This window comes from Curtobacterium sp. P97 (genome assembly GCF_023712445.1).
Taxonomy (GTDB): Bacteria; Actinomycetota; Actinomycetes; order Actinomycetales; family Microbacteriaceae; genus Curtobacterium.
In genome coordinates this window covers 25,862-45,957 of sequence record NZ_JAMAYF010000018.1, presented here as the reverse complement: position 1 = coordinate 45,957, position 20,096 = coordinate 25,862, and the positions used below count along the sequence as shown (strand labels likewise).

The 20,096-nt window shown below is 73.4% G+C and carries 14 protein-coding genes; 11 read left to right on the top strand and 3 right to left on the bottom strand.

The window, feature by feature from the left end; translation table 11 throughout:
- Window positions 1-62: 62 nt before the first annotated feature.
- Window positions 63-2,132: a glycoside hydrolase family 127 protein gene (locus M3677_RS15870; protein ID WP_251161024.1), complete on the bottom strand. Its 2,070-nt coding sequence runs from the start codon at window positions 2,130-2,132 to the stop codon at window positions 63-65.
- A gap of 150 nt (window positions 2,133-2,282) precedes the next feature.
- Between M3677_RS15870 and M3677_RS15865 the strand changes: the two genes are divergently transcribed.
- From M3677_RS15865 to M3677_RS15840, 6 genes are all read left to right on the top strand, one after another.
- On the top strand, window positions 2,283-3,287 hold the full coding sequence (locus M3677_RS15865) for a LacI family DNA-binding transcriptional regulator (RefSeq protein WP_251161023.1): 1,005 nt from the start codon (window positions 2,283-2,285) through the stop codon (window positions 3,285-3,287).
- A gap of 528 nt (window positions 3,288-3,815) precedes the next feature.
- Window positions 3,816-5,576 (top strand): xylulokinase, encoded by a 1,761-nt coding sequence (locus M3677_RS15860; RefSeq protein WP_251161022.1) that lies wholly within the window; start codon window positions 3,816-3,818, stop codon window positions 5,574-5,576.
- Complete coding sequence (locus tag M3677_RS15855; protein WP_066655643.1) at window positions 5,573-6,283, top strand: L-ribulose-5-phosphate 4-epimerase; 711 nt, start codon at window positions 5,573-5,575, stop codon at window positions 6,281-6,283. Before M3677_RS15860 ends, M3677_RS15855 begins: the two co-directional genes overlap by 4 nt.
- Complete coding sequence (araA, locus tag M3677_RS15850) at window positions 6,280-7,806, top strand: L-arabinose isomerase (RefSeq protein WP_251161021.1); 1,527 nt, start codon at window positions 6,280-6,282, stop codon at window positions 7,804-7,806. Before M3677_RS15855 ends, araA begins: the two co-directional genes overlap by 4 nt.
- A 10-nt stretch (window positions 7,807-7,816) precedes the next feature.
- Entirely contained in the window at window positions 7,817-9,076 is a 1,260-nt protein-coding gene (locus M3677_RS18520) for a D-arabinono-1,4-lactone oxidase (protein ID WP_251161020.1), read from the top strand.
- A gap of 586 nt (window positions 9,077-9,662) precedes the next feature.
- The gene (locus tag M3677_RS15840; protein ID WP_251161019.1) at window positions 9,663-10,598 is read left to right on the top strand and encodes a cation-transporting ATPase; all 936 of its coding nucleotides are present in this window, start codon (window positions 9,663-9,665) and stop codon (window positions 10,596-10,598) included.
- 20 nt (window positions 10,599-10,618) lie between these two features.
- Here the strand turns inward: M3677_RS15840 and M3677_RS15835 are convergent, their stop codons facing one another.
- Window positions 10,619-11,575 (bottom strand): DUF5937 family protein, encoded by a 957-nt coding sequence (locus M3677_RS15835; RefSeq protein WP_066655635.1) that lies wholly within the window; start codon window positions 11,573-11,575, stop codon window positions 10,619-10,621.
- A 56-nt stretch (window positions 11,576-11,631) separates the two neighbouring features.
- Here M3677_RS15835 and M3677_RS15830 point away from each other — a divergent pair, with 56 nt between their 5' ends.
- The 5 genes from M3677_RS15830 to M3677_RS15810 all read left to right on the top strand — a co-directional run bounded on the left by M3677_RS15830 (window position 11,632) and on the right by M3677_RS15810 (window position 18,484).
- Complete coding sequence (locus M3677_RS15830; protein ID WP_251161018.1) at window positions 11,632-12,912, top strand: MFS transporter; 1,281 nt, start codon at window positions 11,632-11,634, stop codon at window positions 12,910-12,912.
- Window positions 12,913-13,225: 313 nt separating this feature from the next.
- The gene (locus M3677_RS15825; RefSeq protein WP_209685711.1) at window positions 13,226-14,893 is read left to right on the top strand and encodes an ABC transporter substrate-binding protein; all 1,668 of its coding nucleotides are present in this window, start codon (window positions 13,226-13,228) and stop codon (window positions 14,891-14,893) included.
- Window positions 14,890-16,554, top strand: coding sequence for an ABC transporter ATP-binding protein (locus M3677_RS15820; RefSeq protein WP_251161017.1), 1,665 nt, complete (start codon window positions 14,890-14,892; stop codon window positions 16,552-16,554). The genes M3677_RS15825 and M3677_RS15820 overlap by 4 nt, the downstream gene beginning before the upstream one ends.
- Window positions 16,551-17,489 (top strand): ABC transporter permease, encoded by a 939-nt coding sequence (locus M3677_RS15815; protein WP_251161016.1) that lies wholly within the window; start codon window positions 16,551-16,553, stop codon window positions 17,487-17,489. Before M3677_RS15820 ends, M3677_RS15815 begins: the two co-directional genes overlap by 4 nt.
- Window positions 17,486-18,484, top strand: coding sequence for an ABC transporter permease (locus M3677_RS15810; RefSeq protein ID WP_209823897.1), 999 nt, complete (start codon window positions 17,486-17,488; stop codon window positions 18,482-18,484). Before M3677_RS15815 ends, M3677_RS15810 begins: the two co-directional genes overlap by 4 nt.
- 184 nt (window positions 18,485-18,668) lie before the next feature.
- Here the strand turns inward: M3677_RS15810 and M3677_RS15805 are convergent, their stop codons facing one another.
- Window positions 18,669-19,985 carry a GNAT family N-acetyltransferase gene (locus M3677_RS15805; protein ID WP_251161015.1) on the bottom strand — a complete coding sequence of 439 codons (1,317 nt, stop codon included), beginning with the start codon at window positions 19,983-19,985 and terminating at the stop codon, window positions 18,669-18,671.
- Between the last annotated feature and the right edge of the window lie 111 nt (window positions 19,986-20,096).

Genomic DNA, 20,096 nt, shown 5'->3' with positions numbered 1-20,096 from the left:
GCCCGCCGTGGGGGCCGTCGCGCGGCCGGCGGGCAGGTCGTGCGACCTGGGCGGTGCCGCGCTCAGTGGGCGAGCGGCAGCCAGACGCGCATCGGTGCGGGGCCGCGGTTCGCCCAGGCGTAGTACGGCACGGCGGTCGCGGTGACGGCCTGGAGGCCGGTGGTCGCGTCGGCGGGACCGGCCGTGGTCGCGGAGCCGGCCGCGTCGGTGACGGGGGTCGCCCCGGCGGGACCGGCCGCGGTCGCGGAGCCGGCCGCTTCGGTCACGGGGGTGGCGTCGGCGGGGTGCGTCGCGCCTCCCGTCCGCTCCAGCCGTCGGTACGGCCACGCCGCCTGCTCGTGCCGCGCCGGAGCGTGCCCGGCGACGCGCAGCGTGACGACGCCGTCGAGCAGGTCGTCGCGGCGCTCCTCGGTGACCGGCGCGCTCGCGTCGACCGTCAGGTCGTCGACCGTGAAGCCCTGCTGGTCCGCCTGCTCGACGGCGTAGACGAGCGGCCCGCGCTCGATCGCCACCTGGCCCCGTGCCGCGTCGATGCGGGGATCCGCCACGTAGCGGTGCGGCGTCGTGTCGAAGGCGAGCTCGACGGTGTCACCGGCCGTCCACGCGCGCTCGACCACGTGCAGGGTGCCGGGCTCCGGGGTCGCGGTGCCGTCGGGGGTGGTCACGGTGGTGGTGTCCGACCACGCCGGGATGCGGAGTCCGAGCGCCAGGGGGCCGTCCTCGGTCACCGTGACGACCACGCGGCCGTCGTGCGGGTAGCCGGTCGCGACGCGGACGGGGCCGAGGTCGGCGTCCGCGTACTGGTGGACCTGCAGGCCGCCGTCGGTCGCCGTCGCCAGGTACCCGTCGAGGCTCGCGAACGTGCGCATGATGTTCGGCGGGCAGCAGGCGCAGTCGAACCAGCCGCGACGTCCGTGGGCGGGGGAGCGGTTCTCGTCCTGGTGCGCGCCGTCGCGGTGCTGCAGCGGGTTGACGTAGAAGTACTCGGTGCCGGCGAGGCTCACGCCGGGCAGGAACGCGTTGTAGAGCAGGCGCTCGATCGCGTCGGCGTACACGGGCTTCCCCGTCGCGAGCAGCAGCCGCCACGCCCACTGGATGCCGCCGATGGCCGCGCACGTCTCCGCGTAGCCGCGGTCCGTCGGGAGCTCGTACGGGTCGCCGAACGCCTCCCAGTCCCAGCGGGCGCCGAGGCCGCCGGTGATGAACGCCTTCGTGGCCGTCATGTCCGCGAACTGGCGCTCGCTCGCCGTGAGGAGCTCGGTGTCGCCGGTCTCGATCGCGACGTCCACGGCACCGGCGGCCAGGTAGACGGCGCGGACGGCGTGGCCCTCGACGGTGGTGGCCTCGCGGACGGGGACCCGGTCGGAGAAGTACGTCGGCTCGCCGCCGGCGCGCTCGATGATGCCGCGCCCGCGGGCGTCGACGAACCAGTGCGCCAGGTCGAGGTAGGCGCGGGTGCCGGTCTCGCGGTACAGCTCGACGAGCCCCATCTCGACGACGGGGTGGCCGTCGACGTCCTGGGTGCGGTCGTCACCCGGGCCGAACGTCCGGACGAGGTGGTCGGCGTTCCGCACGGCCACCTCGAGCAGGCCGGTGTCACCCGTGGCGCGGTGCTGCGCGACCGCGGCCTGGTACAGGTGCCCGGCGCAGTACATCTCGTGGCTCCACTTCAGGTCGACGTACCGCTCGCCCCCGCCCCGGACCTGCTGCACCGAGTCGAGGTAGCCGTCCTCCGCCTGCGCCCTGGCGTAGAGCGCCGTCACCTCGCGCTGCAGCTCGAGCAGGTCGTCGGCCGGGGCCCGGCCGTACTCCCACGCAACGGCCTCGAGCCACTTCGTCACGTCGGAGTCCATGAAGATCGGCCCGACCGCCTCGCCCTGCTCGTCGCCCGCGGCGATGCGCAGGTTCCGGAAGTTCCCTGCGTCGCGGAGGCGCTCGTACCCGCTGCGGACGGCATCGCGACCGTTGCGGTCCTGTCGCAGCGCCCAGAAGCCCCCGGTGATGCGCGCATCGCCGGCGGGGAGCGGGCGGGACGCCAGGTGCGCACCTGCGGTCGGGAGGACCGGGGTCGCGGTCCGCGCCCCGCGTCCCGTCGCGGGGGTGGCCGTCGGGGTTCCGGTCGTGGTGGTCATGGCGCCTCCTTGCGTCTGACTGGCGGCCGTCCGTGCGGAAAGCGCTTTCCGGGACGACCGTACGACAGGTGGTGCGGCAGCACAAGAGCGCAGTCGCCTAGGATCGGCGCGGGCTCGGTCGTCCGGGCCCCTGCCGGAAAGGACGTTGCCGTGGCCACGGACCGCAGAGCCCGACTCGCTCGCATCAGCGACGTCGCAGCGCTCGCCGGGGTGTCCATCGGGACGGCGTCGAAGGCGCTGAACGACACCGGGCAGCTGCGCGACGAGACCCGGGCGCGGGTCAAGGACGCGGCGGAGAAGCTCGGGTTCGTCGGCGACGCACGTGCCCGTGCGCTGTCCTCCGGTCGGACGTGGACGGTCGGCATGGTGACGACCGACTCGTTCGGACGGTTCACGATGCCGGTGCTGCTCGGGGCCGAGGACGCCCTGTCCGCCGGCGAGGTGATGGTCCTGGTCGCCGACACCCGCGACGACCACGTGCGCGAGGCCCACTACCTCCGGTCGCTCGTCGCCCGCGGCGTCGACGGCATCATCGTCACCGGCCGCTCCGCCGATGCCCGGCCGCCGATCGAGGTGCCGGTCCCGGTGCCCGTCGTCTACGCGCTGACCCCGTCCACCGACCCCGCGGACGTCTCGATCACGCTCGACGACCCCGCCGGCGCTGCTGCTGCAGCGGCGCACCTGGTCGGACTCGGGCGGCAGCGGGTCGCCGTCGTCACGGGCCCGCAGGACGCGCGGTCGGCGGTCGACCGGGCGCGCGGGGCTGCCCCGGTGCTCGGTGACCGGATGGTGGGCGCTCCGATGCGCGGGGAGTGGTCCGAGCGCTGGGGGCGGCAGGCCGTCGACCTGCTGGACCGGGAGCCGTCCGCGGTGGACGCGGTGCTGTGCGGGAACGACCAGATCGCCCGTGGCGTGTGCGACCGACTGCGGGAGACCGGGCGGTCGGTGCCGGGGGACGTCGCCGTGACCGGGTACGACGACTGGGACGTGGTGGCGCTCGCGTCGCGGCCTCCGCTGACCACCGTCGACATGCGGCTCGACGAGCTCGGTCGCATCGCGGGCCGGGCGCTGCTCGAGCTCGTGTCCGGCGGGAGTCCGGTCTCGACGGCCGTCACCCCGTCGCTCGTCGTCCGCGAGAGCACCCTCGGCGCGTAGTCCGGCGCCGGGCGCCGGGCGCCGGGCGCCGGGCGGCGGGCGGCGGGCGGGGGTGCCCGGCTGCGCGAGCGGGCACGACCTGCCGCGGGCGTGCCGCCGAGCGGGCACGACCTGCCGCGGGGTTGCCGCCGAGCGGGCACGACCTGCCGCGGGGATGCCGCCGAGCGGGCGAGATGTGTCGGCGAGGGGGGCCGAGGGTGACGGATCGTGCCCGCTCGGTGGGGCTCGGTGGGGCTCGGTACGGCTCGGTGGGGCTCGGTACGGCTCGGTGGAGAGAGCAGCCCGGCTGCGCGAGCGGGCACGACCTGCCGCGGGGTCGCCGCCGAGTGGGTGGGATGTGTCGGCGCGGGATGCCGAGCGTGACGGATCGTGCCCGCTCGGCGGGGGGGAGCAGCGGGAGGAGCGGGCGGGAGCGGGCGGGAGCCCGGCGCGCGCGAGCAGGGCGGCGCGCCGATGCGTTGCAGGCGTGAGCGCTCACGTGCCAGGATGTGAGCGCTCACGCAGGACGACGAGGTCTCGGGAGGACACATGAGCGACGACCGCCGGCAGCAGGTCGAGGACGGCCGCACGACACTCGGCATCGAGCTCGGCTCCACCCGGATCAAGGCCGTGCTCGTCGACGAGCAGCTCCGACCGATCGCGAGCGGCTCCCACGAGTGGGAGAACGAGTACGTCGACGGGCGGTGGACCTACCCGCTGGTCGCCGTCGAGACCGGTGTCCGCGCGGCCTACGCCGACCTGGTCGCCGACGTCGAGCGGCAGTTCGGCGTCCGCCCGACGGCCTTCCGCGCGGCGGGCGTCTCGGCGATGATGCACGGCTACCTGGCGTTCGACGAGGACGGCGAGCTCCTCGTCCCGTTCCGCACCTGGCGCAACACCTCGACCGGTCCGGCCGCCGAGCAGCTGAGCGCCGCGCTCGACTTCAACGTCCCGCAACGCTGGTCGGTCGCGCACCTGTACCAGGCCGTGCTCGACGACGAGTCGCACGTCGCCCAGCTGGCCGGCGTCACGACGCTCGCCGGGTACGTGCACCGCATGCTCACGGGCCGCGACGTCCTCGGCGTCGGCGACGCGAGCGGCATGTTCCCGATCGAGTCCGGCCCGGTCGAGAGCGCCCCGGGGGAGCCCGGTCGCCGCGACTACGACGCGTCGATGCTCGCCGCCACGCAGGACCTGCTCGGCGACCGCGTCCCGGACCTCCGCGCCCTGCTCCCCGAGGTGCTCGTCGCGGGTGAGGACGCGGGCGCGCTCACCCCCGAGGGAGCCACGTGGCTCGACCCCACCGGCACGCTGCAGCCCGGCGTCCCGTTCTGCCCGCCCGAGGGCGACGCCGGCACGGGCATGGTGGCCACGAACGCCGTCGCCCCGCGCACCGGCAACGTCAGCGTCGGCACGAGCATCTTCGCGATGGTCGTGCTCGAGCGGGCGCTCCGGACCCCGCACGAGGAGCTCGACGTCGTCACGACCCCGGCCGGTGACGCGGTCGCGATGGTGCACTGCAACAACGGTGCGAGCGAGATCGCCGCCTGGGCCCGTGTCTTCGGCCGGTTCGCCGAGGCCACGAGCGAACGGACCGGCAGCGCGTCGGTCCCCGTCGACGACGTCTACGCCACCCTGCTGGCCGAGGCCGCCGACGCGGACCCGGACGCCGGCGGGCTGCTCTCCTTCAACTACCTGGCCGGCGAGCCGGTCACGCACGTCGAGGACGGCCGACCGCTGCTGCTGCGCACCCCCGGTGCCCGCTTCACGCTCGGCAACCTCGTCCGCTCCGAGGTGCACGGTGCCTTCGCGACCCTCGCGATCGGCATGGACGTCCTGCACGGCGAGGAGGTCGCCGTCGACCGGATGACCGCGCACGGCGGCCTCTTCCGCACGCCGGGTGCCCCGCAGCGCCTGCTCGCCGCAGCGCTCCGCGTGCCGGTCGCCCTCGAGGAGACCGCGGGCGAGGGTGGCGCCTGGGGCATCGCGGTGCTCGCGGCGTACCTGGAGCACACCGACCGCCCGCTGGAGGACTTCCTCGCCGACACGGTGTTCCGCGGCGACGCGGTCCACGTCGCCGAGCCCGAGGACCGCGACGTCGCGGGCTTCCAGGACTACCTGGCCCGGTACCGCGCGGCCCTCCCCGTGCAGGACGTCGCCGCCGCCGCGACCCGCCCCGGCGTGGCGAACGACCAGGCCGCACCGACGGACCAGACCGCACCGACGGGGCAGCCCGCACCGACCGACCAGGGCGAGCCGACCGACGTGGTCGAGGCGCGCCTCCAGACCGAGAAGGAGTCAGCCGCATGACCGGACCGATCACGGACGAGACGAGGGCAGCCGTCGCCGCGGCGCGGGAGCGCGTCGCGTCCCTGCACGGCGAGCTCGTCCGCTACGGCCTCGTCATCTGGACGGGCGGCAACGTCTCCGAGCGCGTGCCGGGCACCGACCTGTTCGTCATCAAGCCGAGCGGGGTCTCCAGCGACGACCTCACCCCGGAGAACCAGGTGGTCTGCACCCTCGACGGGCTGCCCGCCGACGGGTGGGGCAACGCGCACGGCCCGTCGTCCGACACCGCCGCGCACGCCTTCGTCTACCGGAACATGCCCGAGGTGGGCGGCGTCGTGCACACCCACTCGACGTACGCCACGGCATGGGCCGCCCGCGCCGAGGAGATCCCCTGTGTGATCACCGCGATGGCGGACGAGTTCGGCGGTCCGATCCCGGTCGGCCCGTTCGCGATCATCGGCGACGACTCCATCGGCCGCGGCATCGTCGACACCCTCGCCGGTCACCGGAGCCGCGCCGTGCTCATGCAGAACCACGGCGTCTTCACGATCGGCAAGGACGCGAAGGACGCCGTGAAGGCGGCGGTGATGTGCGAGGACGTCGCACGCACCGTGCACATCGCGAAGCAGGGCGGGGAGCTCGTGCCGATCGCCCCCGACGACATCGATCGACTCTTCGATCGCTACCAGAACGTCTACGGACAGAACCCCGAAGGAGCCATGCGATGACGCAGGTGAACCCCCAGGCCACCCTCGACAGCTACGAGGTCTGGTTCCTCACCGGGTCGCAGGGCCTGTACGGCGAGGAGACCCTGCGCCAGGTCGAGGAGCAGAGCAAGGCCGTGCACGCGGAGCTCGCGGGTGCACTGCCCGTGAAGCTCGTGTGGAAGCCGGTGCTCAAGGACGCCGACGGCATCCGTCGCGCGCTCATCGAGGCGAGCGCCGACGACAAGGTCATCGGTGTGACGACGTGGATGCACACGTTCAGCCCGGCCAAGATGTGGATCGGTGGCCTGCAGGCGCTCACGAAGCCGCTGCTGCACCTGCACACCCAGGCGAACGTCGCGCTGCCGTGGGGCGACATCGACTTCGACTTCATGAACCTCAACCAGGCCGCGCACGGCGACCGCGAGTTCGGCTACGCGCTGGCCCGCCTCGGCGTCCGGCACGCGACCGCCGTCGGGCACGTGTCCGACCCGCGCGTGGTCTCGCGGGTGGAGGACTGGACGCGCGCCGCGGCCGGTGCGGCGGCCGTCCGCGAGCTGAAGCTGACGCGCTTCGGCGACAACATGCGCTACGTCGCCGTCACCGAGGGCGACAAGACCGAGGCGGAGATCGAGCTCGGCGTGCAGGTGAACACCTGGGCCGTGAACGAGCTGGCCGCAGCGGTGGCCGAGGCCGAGGCCGACACGGCAGCGGTCGACGAGCTCGTCGCCGTCTACGAGCGCGACTACGACGTCGACGCGTCGCTGCGGCGCGACGGCGGTGACCGTCACCAGGCGCTCCGCGACGGCGCCGCGATCGAGCTCGGCCTCCGTGCACTCCTGGAGCAGAACGGCTCCGCTGCGTTCACGACGAACTTCGAGGACCTCGGCACGCTCAAGCAGCTGCCCGGCCTCGCGGTGCAGCGGCTCATGGCCGACGGCTACGGCTTCGGCGCCGAGGGCGACTGGAAGACCGCCGTCCTCGTCCGCGCGATGAACGTCGCCGGTGCGGGCCTGCCCGGCGGTGCCTCCCTCATGGAGGACTACACGTACGACCTCACCCCGGGTGCCGAGAAGATCCTCGGCGCGCACATGCTCGAGGTCTCGCCGACGCTCACCACCGCGACGCCGACGCTCGAGATCCACCCGCTCGGCATCGGCGGCAAGGACGACCCGGTGCGCCTGGTCTTCACCGCGGACGCCGGCGAGGCCGTCGTGGTCGCCCTGTCCGACACGCGCGACGGCTTCCGGCTCACCGCGAACGTCGTCGACGTCGTCCCGCCGACCGAGGCGCTGCCGAACCTGCCGGTCGGCCGTGCCGTCTGGGAGCCGCGTCCGTCGTTCCCGGTCGCCGCGGAGGCTTGGCTCACCGCCGGCGCCGCGCACCACACCGTCATGACGACGGCCGTCGGCCTGCAGGTCGTCGAGGACCTCGCGACCATGGTCGGCACCGAGTTCCTGGTCATCGACGAGCACACCACGGCTCGCGGGTTCCGCGACGAGCTCCGCCTGCAGCAGGCGTGGCACCGTCTCGACCGCGGGTTCTAGGACCGTGACCGTGGCCGCGACGACGCGCACCAACTGGGCGGGGAACGTCACCTACCGCGCCTCCGCGCTCGACCGCCCCACCTCGGTGGCGGCGCTCCGGCAGCTCGTCGCGGCCACACCGCGCCTGACGGCGCTCGGCTCGACGCACTCGTTCAACGAGATCGCCGACACCGACGCCGTCCAGGTCACGCTCGCCGGCCTCCCGCCGGTGCTCGAGGTCGACGCCGACCGGCGCGTGGTGCGGGTCGCCGCCGGCATGACGCACGCTCAGGTGGCGGCCGGCCTGGAGGCTCGTGGCTGGGCCCTCGCGAACCTCGCCTCCCTGCCGCACATCTCGGTCGCCGGCGCGGTCGCCACCGGCACGCACGGCTCCGGCGTCCGCAACCCGTCGCTCGCGCAGGCGGTGGTCGGGCTCGAGGTCGTCCGGGCCTCCGGCGACGTCGTCCGGGTCGACGCGTCGTCGCCGGACGGCGCCCTCGACGCGCACCGGGTGGCACTCGGTGCGCTCGGCGTCGTCACCGCGGTCGAGCTCGCGATCGAGCCGACGTTCCAGGTGGCCACGACCGTGCACCTCGACCTGCCGTGGGACGCCGTCCTCGAGCACTTCGACCGGGTGGTGTCGGACGCGTACTCGGTGTCCTTGTTCACCTCGTTCGACGACCGCGGTGCCCGACAGGTCTGGACGAAGCACCGCGTCGACGAACCTGCACCGTCGGTCGACCTCGTCGCGCTCGGTGCCCGTCGGGCGGACGGGCCCGTGCACCCGGGGGAGAACGACGCCGCGAGCGTCACCGAGCAGGGCGGGGTCCCCGGGCCGTGGGCCGAGCGGCTGCCGCACTTCCGGTCGACCTTCGAGCCGTCCACCGGTGCCGAGATCCAGGCGGAGTACCTGGTCCCCGCAGAGCACGCCGTCGCCGCGCTCGATGCGCTGCGCCCGCTCGAGCCGCTCTTCGCGCCGCTGCTCATCGCGGCCGAGGTCCGGACGATCGCCGCCGACACGGCATGGCTGGCGCCCTCGTCGGGACGGCAGTCGGTCGGGCTGCACTTCACCTTCCGACGGGACGCCGAGGCCGTGGCTGCCGCGGTCGAGCGGATCGAGGAGGTCCTCGCGCCCTTCGATCCCCGCCCGCACTGGGGGAAGGTCTCCGCCGCGAGCGTCGAACGCCTGCGCGAGGCGTACCCGCGCCTCGACGACTTCGCGGCGCTCGCGCGGGACCTCGACCCGACCGGGCGGTTCCGCAACGCGTTCCTGGCGCGCCTGCTGTCCTGACGCGCCTGCCGTCCTGACGCGCCTGCGGTCCTGACCGACGGGGTGCCCCTCGCCGCTGGTGGCGGCGAGGGGCACCCGCATCCTCAGCCCTTGCGGAGCAGGTCGACCAGCAGTCTGGTGGTGTTCACGAGCAAGCTCGCGATCCCCAGCCAGAGCGCGTGACGCCTGTTCCGGCCGTCGTCGTCTCGCGACATCGAGGACCTCCTGGTGTCGTCGCCGGCGGACACGAAGAGCGTCGAGCCAGGGATGCGAAGCCGAGCGGGCTCGGCTACCATCGGTCCGAGCGCTGAGCTCGGGGATGGGTTTGCATCCCTGGCTTTCCACTCGGAAGGCGAACTGAGGCCCGGATCTGTTCCTGCAGATCCGGGCCTCGCACGTCCACCTGGCCGCGCTCCGGCGGGTGCACGGCCGAGGACACCCTTCCGAACCGTCCGGTGATGTACCACCGGATCGGAGTGGCTGTCGCTGTGTTCCGCGGTCGGACGTGCCGGCCGCTCCGTCGCTCCCAGCGCTCTCGGACCTGATCGGCGGGTGGCGCACTGCTCGGTCGCTGAGTGCTCTCATGTGTGATCACAAAGGTTGGGGCATGGCGAACCTCAACCGGATCCTCGGCATGGCCTCGAAGGTCATCGACAAGCAGATGCAGAAGCAGCGCGCGCAGGGGAACGCCGCAGCCGGCCACCAGCAGAACCCGCACGGCACCGGGGGCGGGACCGACTGGCGTGACATCGTCCGGACTGCCGCGGACAAGCTGACGGGCGACGACCGGTCGCGACAGCCGCAGCCGGGACAGCAGCAGCCGGGACAGCAGCAGCCGGGACAGCAGCAGTACGGGCAGCCGCAGCAGCAGTACGGGCGGCCCGAGCAGCACCCGGGGCAGCCGCAGGCGCACGGCGGGCACGCCGACGCGGACAAGATCGCCCTGGCGAAGTACGACTACCTGCTGCGGACGGCGAGCCCGGACCAGATCGAGCAGGTGCACCACGACGCCTTCGCGCGGCTCACCCCGGCGCAGCGGCAGCAGGTGCGGGACCGGCTGAACTCGGAGCTCCCGCCGCACGAGCACCTGCGGGACGACTCGTCCGGCGGCATGGCGCGGGCGATGACCCGCGGCGAGATGTCCCGACCCGGGCTCATCCGCCGCGTGCTCGGCGGCTCCGGGCGACCGGGCAGCGGCAGGGGTGGTGCCTTCGCCGGCGGTGCTGCCGTCGGTGCCGGTGCGGTGGCGCTCGGTGGTCTCGCGGTGGCGGTCGCCGGAGGAGCGGTGGTGAGCGCAGCAGCGGCACCCGTGCTGGCCGGCGCGGCCGACCTCGGTGTCGACTTCGAGGGCATCGCCTCGGGCATGGGCGACCTCGGTCTCGCGGACCTGGGCGGCGGCGTCGAGGGCTTCGCGGCCGAGGGCGAGCAGTTCCTGGGCGGACTGGGCGAGCAGGCGTCCGGCCTCGGTGAGCAGGCGTCCGGTCTGGGGGAGCAGGCGTCGAACCTCGGCAACGACTTCCTCGGTGGGCTGTTCGATCGCTGACACGCCCGGCGGCGACGTGCTCACTCCCGTCGGACGAGCGCGTCGCCGACGGTGCTGCGGTAGTACAGCACCGCGCGGCCGTACCGCGTCCGGTTGAGCAGCCCGCCCCGTTCCATCACCCGCAGGTGCTGGTTGACGGCCGAGGTGGAGACGCCGAACCGCATCGCGAGGTCGGTCGACGACGCGGGCTCGCCGAGCGCGTCGAGGAGCGCGGCCCGCGTGCCCCCGAGCAGGTCGCGGACGGCACCGGCGTCGGGGTGCGACGCGGTCGACCACATCGCGCCCTGCCCCCGCGCCGGGTACATGACGGTCGGGGGCATGTCGTCGTCGATCGGCGTCGACGCGCGGACGACGAACACCGACGGGACGAGCGTCAGTCCCTCGCCCTGCACCGGGCGGTCGCGCGCGATCGGGCTGCTCAACCGGACGTCGACGTGTCGGCCGTCGAAGCGCACCGACTCGGACAGCCCGCCGAGCACCGCGCCGACGCCCTCGTGCGCGGCGATCCGGCCGCGGTGCGTCACGTCGGCCTGCAGCACGCGGCGCATCCGCGGCCAGTACGGTGCGAAGCAGAGCTCCCACGTCGTGGCGAGCGCCCGGACGAGCCGGTCGACGACGTCCTCGTGGCGCCCGACGAACACGTCCGGCACGGTGGCGTGCACCCGCTCGAGGTCGGTCCGGAGCCGGGAGGGGGAGATCCGGCCGAGGGCACGGAGCTCGTCGTCGAACGACCCCAGCGGGGACTCCGGGCGAGGGTTGACGAAGTCCGCGACCCACCGGCGCTCGTCGACCAGGCCGGCGAGGACGGGGCGGTCGAGGACGGGCAGCACGCCGGCGATGCGCTCGAGCCACGGCCGCTGCAAGGGGTACCGCTCCGGTGCTCGGAAGGCGCGCAGCCCGAGGCCGAGCTCCGACAGCGGCGAGATGCCGAACCGCACCGCCGAGACGTCGGAGGGCTCGAGCCGGTAGCGGATCATGAAGCCTGACGCTACATCCGTTCTGGTCAGCACCGCGCTGCTGCGAGAACAGGACCGTGAGCACCACGGCGCAACCGGTCCCGATCCGCACCCTGGTCCGACAGGACCCGACGCTCCGACGCCTGCTCACGGTCACGTTGGTGGACACCCTCGGGCGCGGTGCCTTCTTCACGCTCACCTCGCTGTACCTCATCACGATCGTCGGGCTCCCGGCCGTCGCGGTCGGTCTCGGCCTCACGGTCGCCGGCGCGGTCGGCGTCGCCGCGTCGCTCGTGTTCGGGCACCTCGCGGACCGGTTCAGCGCGCGACGGATGCTCGTGTGGCTGCACCTGGTGCAGGGGCTCGCGCTCATCAGCTACGTGCTCGTCCACGACCTGCTGACGCTCGTCGTGACGGCGTCCGTCGTGACCCTCGCGCAGCAGGGCGGCAGCGCCGTCCGGAGCGCTGTGGTCGGCCGGGCGTTCCCGGGCACCGAGCGGGTCCGCGTCCGGGCGACCATGCGCACGGTCACGAACGTCGGCATCGGCGTGGGCACCGCGCTCGCCGCGGTCCCGCTCGCGATCGGCACCGGCGAGGCCTACCGCGTGACGATGGTGCTCTCCGGCGCGCTGTTCCTGGCGTCGGCGGTCCTCGTCGCGGGTCTGTCGGCGGCGCGCGTCGACGCGGCCCCCGCGGACCGCACGGACACCGGCACGATCGTGCGTCGGGAACCCGCCGGCCGGAGCCCCTACCGCGACGTGCGGTTCCTCGCCGTCACCGCCCTGACGGGACTGTTCGGCATGCAGTTCGGCCTGTTCGAGGTCGGGGTGCCGATCTGGGTCGTGCAGCACACCGTCGCCCCGGACGTGCTCGTCTCGCCGCTGCTGCTCGTGAACACGGTGATCGTCGTCCTGCTGCAGGTCCGGCTGAGCCGCGGGACGGACACCGTCGCGGGAGCGGCCCGGGTGATGCGGCACGCGGGGTGGGTCATGGCGGTGGCGTGCGGCCTGTGGGCCGCCGCCGGGTGGGTCCGCGGGGACGACTGGGTGCCGGCTGCGACCGCGACCGCCGTGCTCGTCCTCGCGGCCGTCGCGCACTCGCTCGCGGAGATCACGTCGAGTGCGGCCGGGTGGGCGCTGAGCTTCGAGCTCGCACCGGCGGACCGGATCGGTGCGTACCAGGGCGTGTACGGCACCGGGTACGCGGTCGCAGCGATGATCGCGCCCACCGTGGTGACCCTCACCGCCGTCGACCTCGGGACCGCCGGCTGGGCGATCCTCGCCGTCGTGTTCCTCGGCTCGGCGCTCGGGGTCGGAGCGATCGCCGGACGCGCCGCGAGGACGACGGTCACGGCCTGACGGGGCCGCGCCGCGCCTCCCGACCGGTGTCCGTCGTCGCCGTCCGTCGCGCGTGACCGGACGCCCTGCCCGCCGCGGGAATACGCTCGAGCCGCAGGCGTTGTGCTGTTGCGTCGTGCAATGTTGCGTCGCATGTCGTCCGGACCACGCGAGCGTTCGGGTCCGCGCACCGACCGGTGCCACCATGGACCGCCCGGCCACCCGAACCGGGACGGACACCCCGTCCACCACGACGACGCGGGCCGCAGCAGACCGGACCCCCGGTCGGCGGCGCTCGACACCCCCACCCCCCCCCCACGAGGAGCAGCACACCATGCACCGCCCCAAGCGCTTGACGATCACCGCGGCCGTCGCCGCCGCCGCAGCCCTCGTGCTGACCGGCTGCTCGGGTGGCGGCGCGTCGGACGACGCGTCCACCGGCACGAGCAAGGGCGGCACGCTCGACATCCTCACCGCGCAGACCGCGCTGCACTGGGACCCGGCGACGAGCCAGAGCCTCGGCATCACCTCGATGGGCCTGGTCGCCCGCCGCCTGACCACCTGGGACGTCCAGCCCGGGAAGACCGCGAAGGTCGTCCCCGACCTGGCGACCACCACGGGTGAGTCGAGCAACGGCGGCAGGACCTGGACCTACACGCTCAAGGACGGCCTGAAGTTCCAGGACGGCACGCCGATCACCACGAAGGACATCAAGTGGGGGATCGAGCGGTCCTTCGCGCCGAACCTCACCGGCGGCCTGAGCTACCACAAGTCCCTGCTGGTCGGCGGCTCCGACTACCAGGGCCCGTTCGAGGGGAAGACGCTCGACAGCATCGAGACCCCCGACGACAAGACCATCGTCTTCACGCTCGACGCCCCGTACGGCGACTGGCCGTGGCTCGCGTCGATGCCGGCGTTCGCGCCCGTGCCCGAGGGCGAGGGCAAGGACACCGGCGCGTACGACGCGAAGCCCGTGTCGAGCGGCCCGTACCAGATCGAGTCGAACACGCAGGGCTCGCAGGTGACGCTCGTCCGGAACAAGGAGTGGAGCGCGAAGACCGACGCGATCCGCACGGCCGGTCCGTCGAAGATCGTCTTCAAGGAGAGCCAGGACGCGTCGACCACGACGCAGAGCCTGATCGCCGACAACGGTGACGCGAAGAACGCGTTCGGTGCGCAGTTCCTCGGTGCCGCCGAGCTCAACCAGGTGCGCGCCAACCCCGCTGCGCAGGACCGCCTCGCGACGAGCAAGGCCGGCCCGATCACCTACATGGCGATCAACACGCAGCGCGGGGCGCTCAAGGACCTGAAGGTCCGCCAGGCGCTGCAGTACGCCGTCGACCGCAAGTCGTTCCGCATCGCCGCCGGCGGCGCGCTCGCCGGCGAGTACGCGTCGACGCTCGTGACGCCGGGCATCGCCGGACGCCAGGACTACGACCTGTACGAGACCGGCGCGACGGGCGACGTCGACAAGGCGAAGGCGCTGCTGCAGGACGCCGGTGCCGAGGACCTGAAGCTCACGCTGGTGACGCAGAACGACCCGACCTACCTGTCCCAGGCGCAGGCCCTGCAGGCGGGCCTGAAGCGCGCCGGCATCACGGTCACGCTCAAGCCGCTCGACTACGACTCGTTCACCCAGGCGACGACGAACGGCACCGACTTCGACCTCTCGCTGTCGAGCTGGCAGCCGGACTTCCCGAGCGCGAACGCCAACATCCAGCCGCTCTACGACTCGTCGGAGATCGGTGGGGGCGGGTACAACGTCTCGAAGTACAGCAACCCCGAGGTCGACGCCCTCATCGCGAAGGCGACCGGCACGGTCGACCAGTCCGAGGCGCAGGAGCTGTGGGCGCAGGCGGACCGGCGGATCATGGAGGACGCCCCCGTCGTCCCGCTGATCTACGCGAAGCAGTCCTTCCTGGCCGGGTCGAACGTCGAGAACTTCCGCATCGCGGACTTCCCGGCCTACCCGAACTACCTCAAGGTCTCGCTCTCGCAGTGAGTGCACCGCTGCTCGAGGTCGAGGGGCTCCGCGTCGCGTTCGGCGACGCGGAGCCCGTCGTCCGTGACGTCTCCTTCACCCTGACGCCCGGCCGGGTGCTCGCGCTCGTCGGCGAGTCCGGTTCGGGCAAGTCCGTCAGCGCGATGAGCGTGCTCGGACTCCTGCCACCCTCCGCCCGTGTGTCGGGCAGCGCCCGGTTCCGCGGGACCGAGCTCATCGGCGCCTCCGTGGACGAGCTGCGCGCCGTCCGTGGTGCGGGCATCGGGGTCGTGTTCCAGGAACCGATGAACTCGTTCACCCCCGTGCTGGCGATCGGCACGCAGATCGCCGAGGCCGTGCGGGCGCACCCGACCGACCTGGACCGGGCGGGCGTCTCCGCCCGCGTCGACGAGCTGCTCCGGGCTGCCGGGCTGCCGGACCCGGCCCGGATCCGGAAGGCCTACCCGCACGAGCTGTCCGGCGGGCAGCTCCAGCGGGCGATGATCGCGATGGCGCTCGCGGGAGACCCCGTCGCGTTGTTCGCCGACGAGCCGACGACCGCACTCGACGTGACGGTCCAGGCCGGGATCCTCGACCTGCTGCGTCGGCTCGGTCGCGAACGCGACCTCGCCGTCCTGCTCATCACCCACGACATGGGTGTGGTCGCGGACGTCGCCGACGAGGTGCTGGTGATGCGCCGCGGTGACTCCGTCGAGCACGGAGCGGTCGCCGACGTCTTCGCGCACCCGGAGGCCGACTACACGCGCGAGCTCCTCGCCGCGGTCCCCGCCCTGGAGGCACACCCCGCGTCCGCACCGTCGGCCGCGGCCGGGTCGGGGGCCGGGTCTCGTGCCTCCCGGCCATCACCCGCGGTCGCGCGCCTGCGCGACGTCGCCGTGCGCTACGCACGCCGCGGCGACCCCACGGTGCACGGGATCGACCTCGAACTCACGGCCGGCCGGACGCTCGGCCTGGTGGGGGAGTCGGGGTCCGGCAAGTCGACCATCGGCCGCGCGCTCGCCGGACTCGTCCCCGTCGTGGACGGCTCGGTCGAGGTCGACGGCAACGACCTGCGCACCGCACGCGGGAAGCGCCTGCGCGAGCTCCGCAGCCGCGTGGGCATCGTCTTCCAGGACCCGGCGTCGTCGCTGAACCCGCGACAGACCATCGGCTGGAGCATCGCCGAACCGCTGCTCGTGCACGGCGAGGGCACACCGGCCTCGCGCGCCGACCGCGCCCGCGAGCTCCTGTCCGCGGTGCAGCTCGACCCGTCGTGGACCGAACGGTTCCCGCACCAGCTGTCGGGCGGCCAGCGGCAGCGCGTCGCCGTCGCCCGGGCACTGGCGCTCCGACCGGCCCTGGTGATCGCGGACGAGCCGACCAGCGCCCTCGACGTCACCGTGCAGGCCGCCGTGCTCGACCTGCTCGCAGACCTGCAGGACGAGTTCGGCTTCGGCATGCTGCTCATCAGCCACGACCTGGCCGTCGTGCGCCAGCTCGCCGACGACGTCGTCGTGCTGCACGACGGCCGCATCGTCGAGCGCGGCGCGACCTCCGCTGTGCTCGACCACCCGCAGCAGGACTACACGCGCATGCTGCTCGCGGCGGCCCCGGTCGCCGATCCCGCGCGACAGGCCGCCCGCCGCGAGGCCTGGCGGGCCTGGGAAGGAGTGGTCTCGTGACCGCGAACGTCGTCGACCGGCCCGTCTCCGCGTCGGCCGGTCGGACCACCGGGTTCCGCGCCGTGGTGCGCCGGGTCCGTCAGGACCGCTGGGCCGTGGCCGCCGCGATCGTCATCGCGGTGTTCGTCGTCGTGGCGATCGCCGCACCGCTCATCGCCGCCGCCACCGGGCGGAACCCGTACAGCTACGACGTCGACGCACTGAACGACTTCGGGGCTCCCCGCGGTGCTGCCGGCGGCGTGAGCGGCGAGCACTGGTTCGGCGTCGAGCCGCTGACCGGGCGGGACCTGTTCGCGATCGTGACCTACGGCGCACGGACCTCGCTCGGCATCGGGCTCGCCGCGACCGCGATGTCGATCGTGATCGGGGTGCTCGTCGGTGTCACCACCGGGTTCCTCGGCGGCTGGTACGACCGGGTGCTCTCGCGCGTGGTCGACGTGATCTTCGGGTTCCCGTCCCTGGTCTTCATGATCGCGCTCACCGCGGTCGTGCCGACCTCGTTCCCGAAGCCGCTGCTCGTCGTGCTCGTGATCGGGTTCTTCGGGTGGCCCTCCGTCGCCCGCGTCGTGCGCGGGCAGACGCTCTCGCTCGTGAGCCGGAACTACGTCGTCGCCTCGACCGCGATGGGTGCGGGGCGCTGGCACGTCATCCGCAAGCAGCTCCTGCCGAACCTCGCCGCGACGATCACCGTCTACGCGACCATCTCGATCCCGTCGATGATCGGCGCCGAGGCCGCGCTGTCCTTCCTGGCCGTCGGGGTGAACCCGCCGACGCCGTCGTGGGGCCGCAGCATCGGCGATGCGATCGGCTGGGTGCAGACCGATCCGATGTACCTCGTCTTCCCCGGAGCCGCACTGTTCCTCATCACCCTGGCCTTCAACGTGCTCGGTGACGCCCTGCGCGACGCCCTCGACCCGCGCGGGGGCGACCGATGAGCACCTTCCGCTTCCTGGCCGTCCGGATCCTCGGCGCCGTCGTCGTGCTGTTCGTCGTCGCGGCGATCACCTACGCGCTGTTCATGCTGCTGCCCACGAACCCGGCCCGGGCGATCTGCGACAAGCCGTGCACGCCCGAGCGGCTCGCTGACGTGCAGGCGTTCCTCGGCACCGACAAGCCGTGGTTCGCGCAGTTCGGGGCGTACCTCGCCGGCATCTTCGCCGGCCGCACCTTCGGTTCCGGAGCCTCCACGATCACGTGCGCGGCACCGTGCTTCGGGTACTCGTTCCAGCTGCACGACAGCGTCACGAACCTCATCGCGTCGCGCCTGCCCGTGACCGCGTCGATCGCCGTCGGGGCGGCCGTGCTGTGGCTCGTCGCCGGTGTGGCGGGCGGCACGGTGTCCGCGCTCAAGCGGGGGACGCTGGCCGACCGCGCCGTCATGACGGTCGCCGTCGCCGGGGTGTCCTCGCCCGCGTACCTGATCGGGCTGCTCGCGATCCTGCTGTTCGGGTTCACCCTCGGTTGGCTGCCCACGAGCGGCTACGTGCCGTTCGTCGAGGACCCGGTCGGGTGGGTGACGCACCTGGTGCTGCCGTGGTGCGTGCTCGCCTTCATCAGCGCGGCCATCTACGCGCGGCTGACCCGCGGCGAGATGCTCGAGTCGATGTCGCAGGACTTCGTCCGGACCGCGCGTGCGAAGGGCCTGCGGGAGCGGCAGGTCGTCGTGCGGCACGGACTCCGGACCGCGATCCTGCCCGTGGTGACGCTGTTCGGGCTCGACCTCGGGTCGCTGCTCGGCGGCGCGGTCATCACCGAGAAGGTGTTCTCGATGCAGGGCCTCGGAGCGCTGCTCATCGACGCGGTGCACACCCTCGACCTGCAGGTGGTCGTCGGCTTCACGGTGTTCTCGGCGCTGCTCATCGTCACCGCGAACGTGATCGTGGACGTCGTCTACGCGTTCGTCGACCCACGGGTGCGTCGCCGGGCGTAGGTGCCGGTCCCCGCTCGGCCGGCAGCCCGGGCCCGCGACGCGCAACGTCGGCTCGCCATGTGTCGGCGCGCTTGGTGGTGCGGCGTGCTGCTGCACAACCGGAAGCACCTCGCGCCATGGGGTTCCGTGGCGCGAGGTGCTTCCGGTTGGTCGTGGTGCAGCGGGCGGCGCGCCCGGCGCACGCCTAGAAGTACGTGATCCCGTGCGGCGTGCGGGCCGGCGTGAGCATCGCCCGGAGCAGCGCGGGCGCCGTCGGGTCCGCCGCACGCACGAGTCCGGCCGCGGCGAGGGTGACCGGGGACACCGAGCCGATGAGCACCGCGCCGAGGTCCGCCACGTCGAGCCGCAGGTCGGCCTCGCCGTCGGCGCCGTCGGACAGGCGCGTCACCGTGCCCTGCCCGTCGGTGACGTCAAGCCGGTAGGCGCCCGACGCGAACCCCATCGCGTCGGAGACGGCGAGCGTCACCGAACCGTCGACCGCGTACGGCCGGCTGCTGAGCACCGCCGGCACGTCGAGCACCCGGAGCCAGACGTGGTCCTCCTCGTGCTCGACGTCGTAGGCGCGGTTGTCGCCGAGGGCCGCGACGATCGGGTCGTCGAGCCGCGAGCGGCTGTACTTGACCACGTCGTTCAGGTCGATCGAGAGCAGGAACTCCCAGAGCGACAGGTACGCGGCATCGTTCGCGTAGACCAGGTCGACGATCTCGAGGACGGTGTCGCCCTTGCCCTCCTTCACGCGCCAGGTCACGTAGCCGTCGACCTCGTCGGAGTCGTCGGGGCGGTGCACCGCGGCGCGGACGTCCTTCGCGGGCTGGCCCTCGCCGTCGCGGAGCCCGAACACGATCGGCCACGTGCCGGCGTTCCGGACCATCGAGCCCGGGGTGCGTGCGTCGAACCGGTCGAACACGGCGCGCCCGGTGCCCTCGGCGAGCCACTCCGGCGTGACGACCGCGACGGTGCCGGTGGTCGGCGCGAGCAGCGGCAGTGCCCGCTCGCGGCGGACGGTCACCGCCCGCTCGCGGATCGCGCAGCCGAAGCCGAAGCGGCGGTAGATGGTGCCCTCGGACGCGGTGAGGGACGCGACGGCGTAGCCCTCGGCGATGCCGCGCTCGAGCGCGTGCGTCATCATGCGGCGGAGGATCCCGCGCCGACGCTCGGTCGGTCGGACCGTCACGGCGGAGATCGCCTGCGTGTCGATCGCGGCGCCCTCGGCCCACGTCAGGCGCTTGCGGAACCAGGTGAAGGTCCCGGCCGGCCACGTCTCGTCGACCGAGCCCGGGAACGGGTCGCGCAGGTACACGCCGAGGAACGTCTCCTGGTCCTCCAGGAAGTGCGACGCCATCCGCGCGGCACCCTCGGCGTCGGGGTGGGCTTCGTGGAACCCGAACCCGACGGCGCGCATCCACGCCTCGGTCTCCGGCGTCGGCGCCCCCTCGGCGTCGGTCGTCGGCGCGAACTCGCGCAGGTCGTAGCGGTCGTCGAATGCGTCGTTGCTGGCCACGAGCCGACCCTACCGGTGCGCTCCACGCGGGCGCCTCCCTCGCGCGGTGGAGCAGCAACCGTCGAGTGGACGGGGGTGACCCGACGTCTGCTGCTCCACGGGCGCACGCGT

Coding starts and splice junctions, on each gene's coding strand:
- M3677_RS15810 (WP_209823897.1), top strand. CDS start 17,486: ATGAGCACCTTCCGCTTCCTGGCCGTCCGGATCCTCGGCGCCGTCGTC.
- araA (WP_251161021.1), top strand. CDS start 6,280: ATGACGCAGGTGAACCCCCAGGCCACCCTCGACAGCTACGAGGTCTGG.
- M3677_RS15835 (WP_066655635.1), bottom strand. CDS start 11,575: ATGATCCGCTACCGGCTCGAGCCCTCCGACGTCTCGGCGGTGCGGTTC.
- M3677_RS15840 (WP_251161019.1), top strand. CDS start 9,663: ATGGCGAACCTCAACCGGATCCTCGGCATGGCCTCGAAGGTCATCGAC.
- M3677_RS15855 (WP_066655643.1), top strand. CDS start 5,573: ATGACCGGACCGATCACGGACGAGACGAGGGCAGCCGTCGCCGCGGCG.
- M3677_RS15860 (WP_251161022.1), top strand. CDS start 3,816: ATGAGCGACGACCGCCGGCAGCAGGTCGAGGACGGCCGCACGACACTC.
- M3677_RS15825 (WP_209685711.1), top strand. CDS start 13,226: ATGCACCGCCCCAAGCGCTTGACGATCACCGCGGCCGTCGCCGCCGCC.
- M3677_RS15870 (WP_251161024.1), bottom strand. CDS start 2,132: ATGACCACCACGACCGGAACCCCGACGGCCACCCCCGCGACGGGACGC.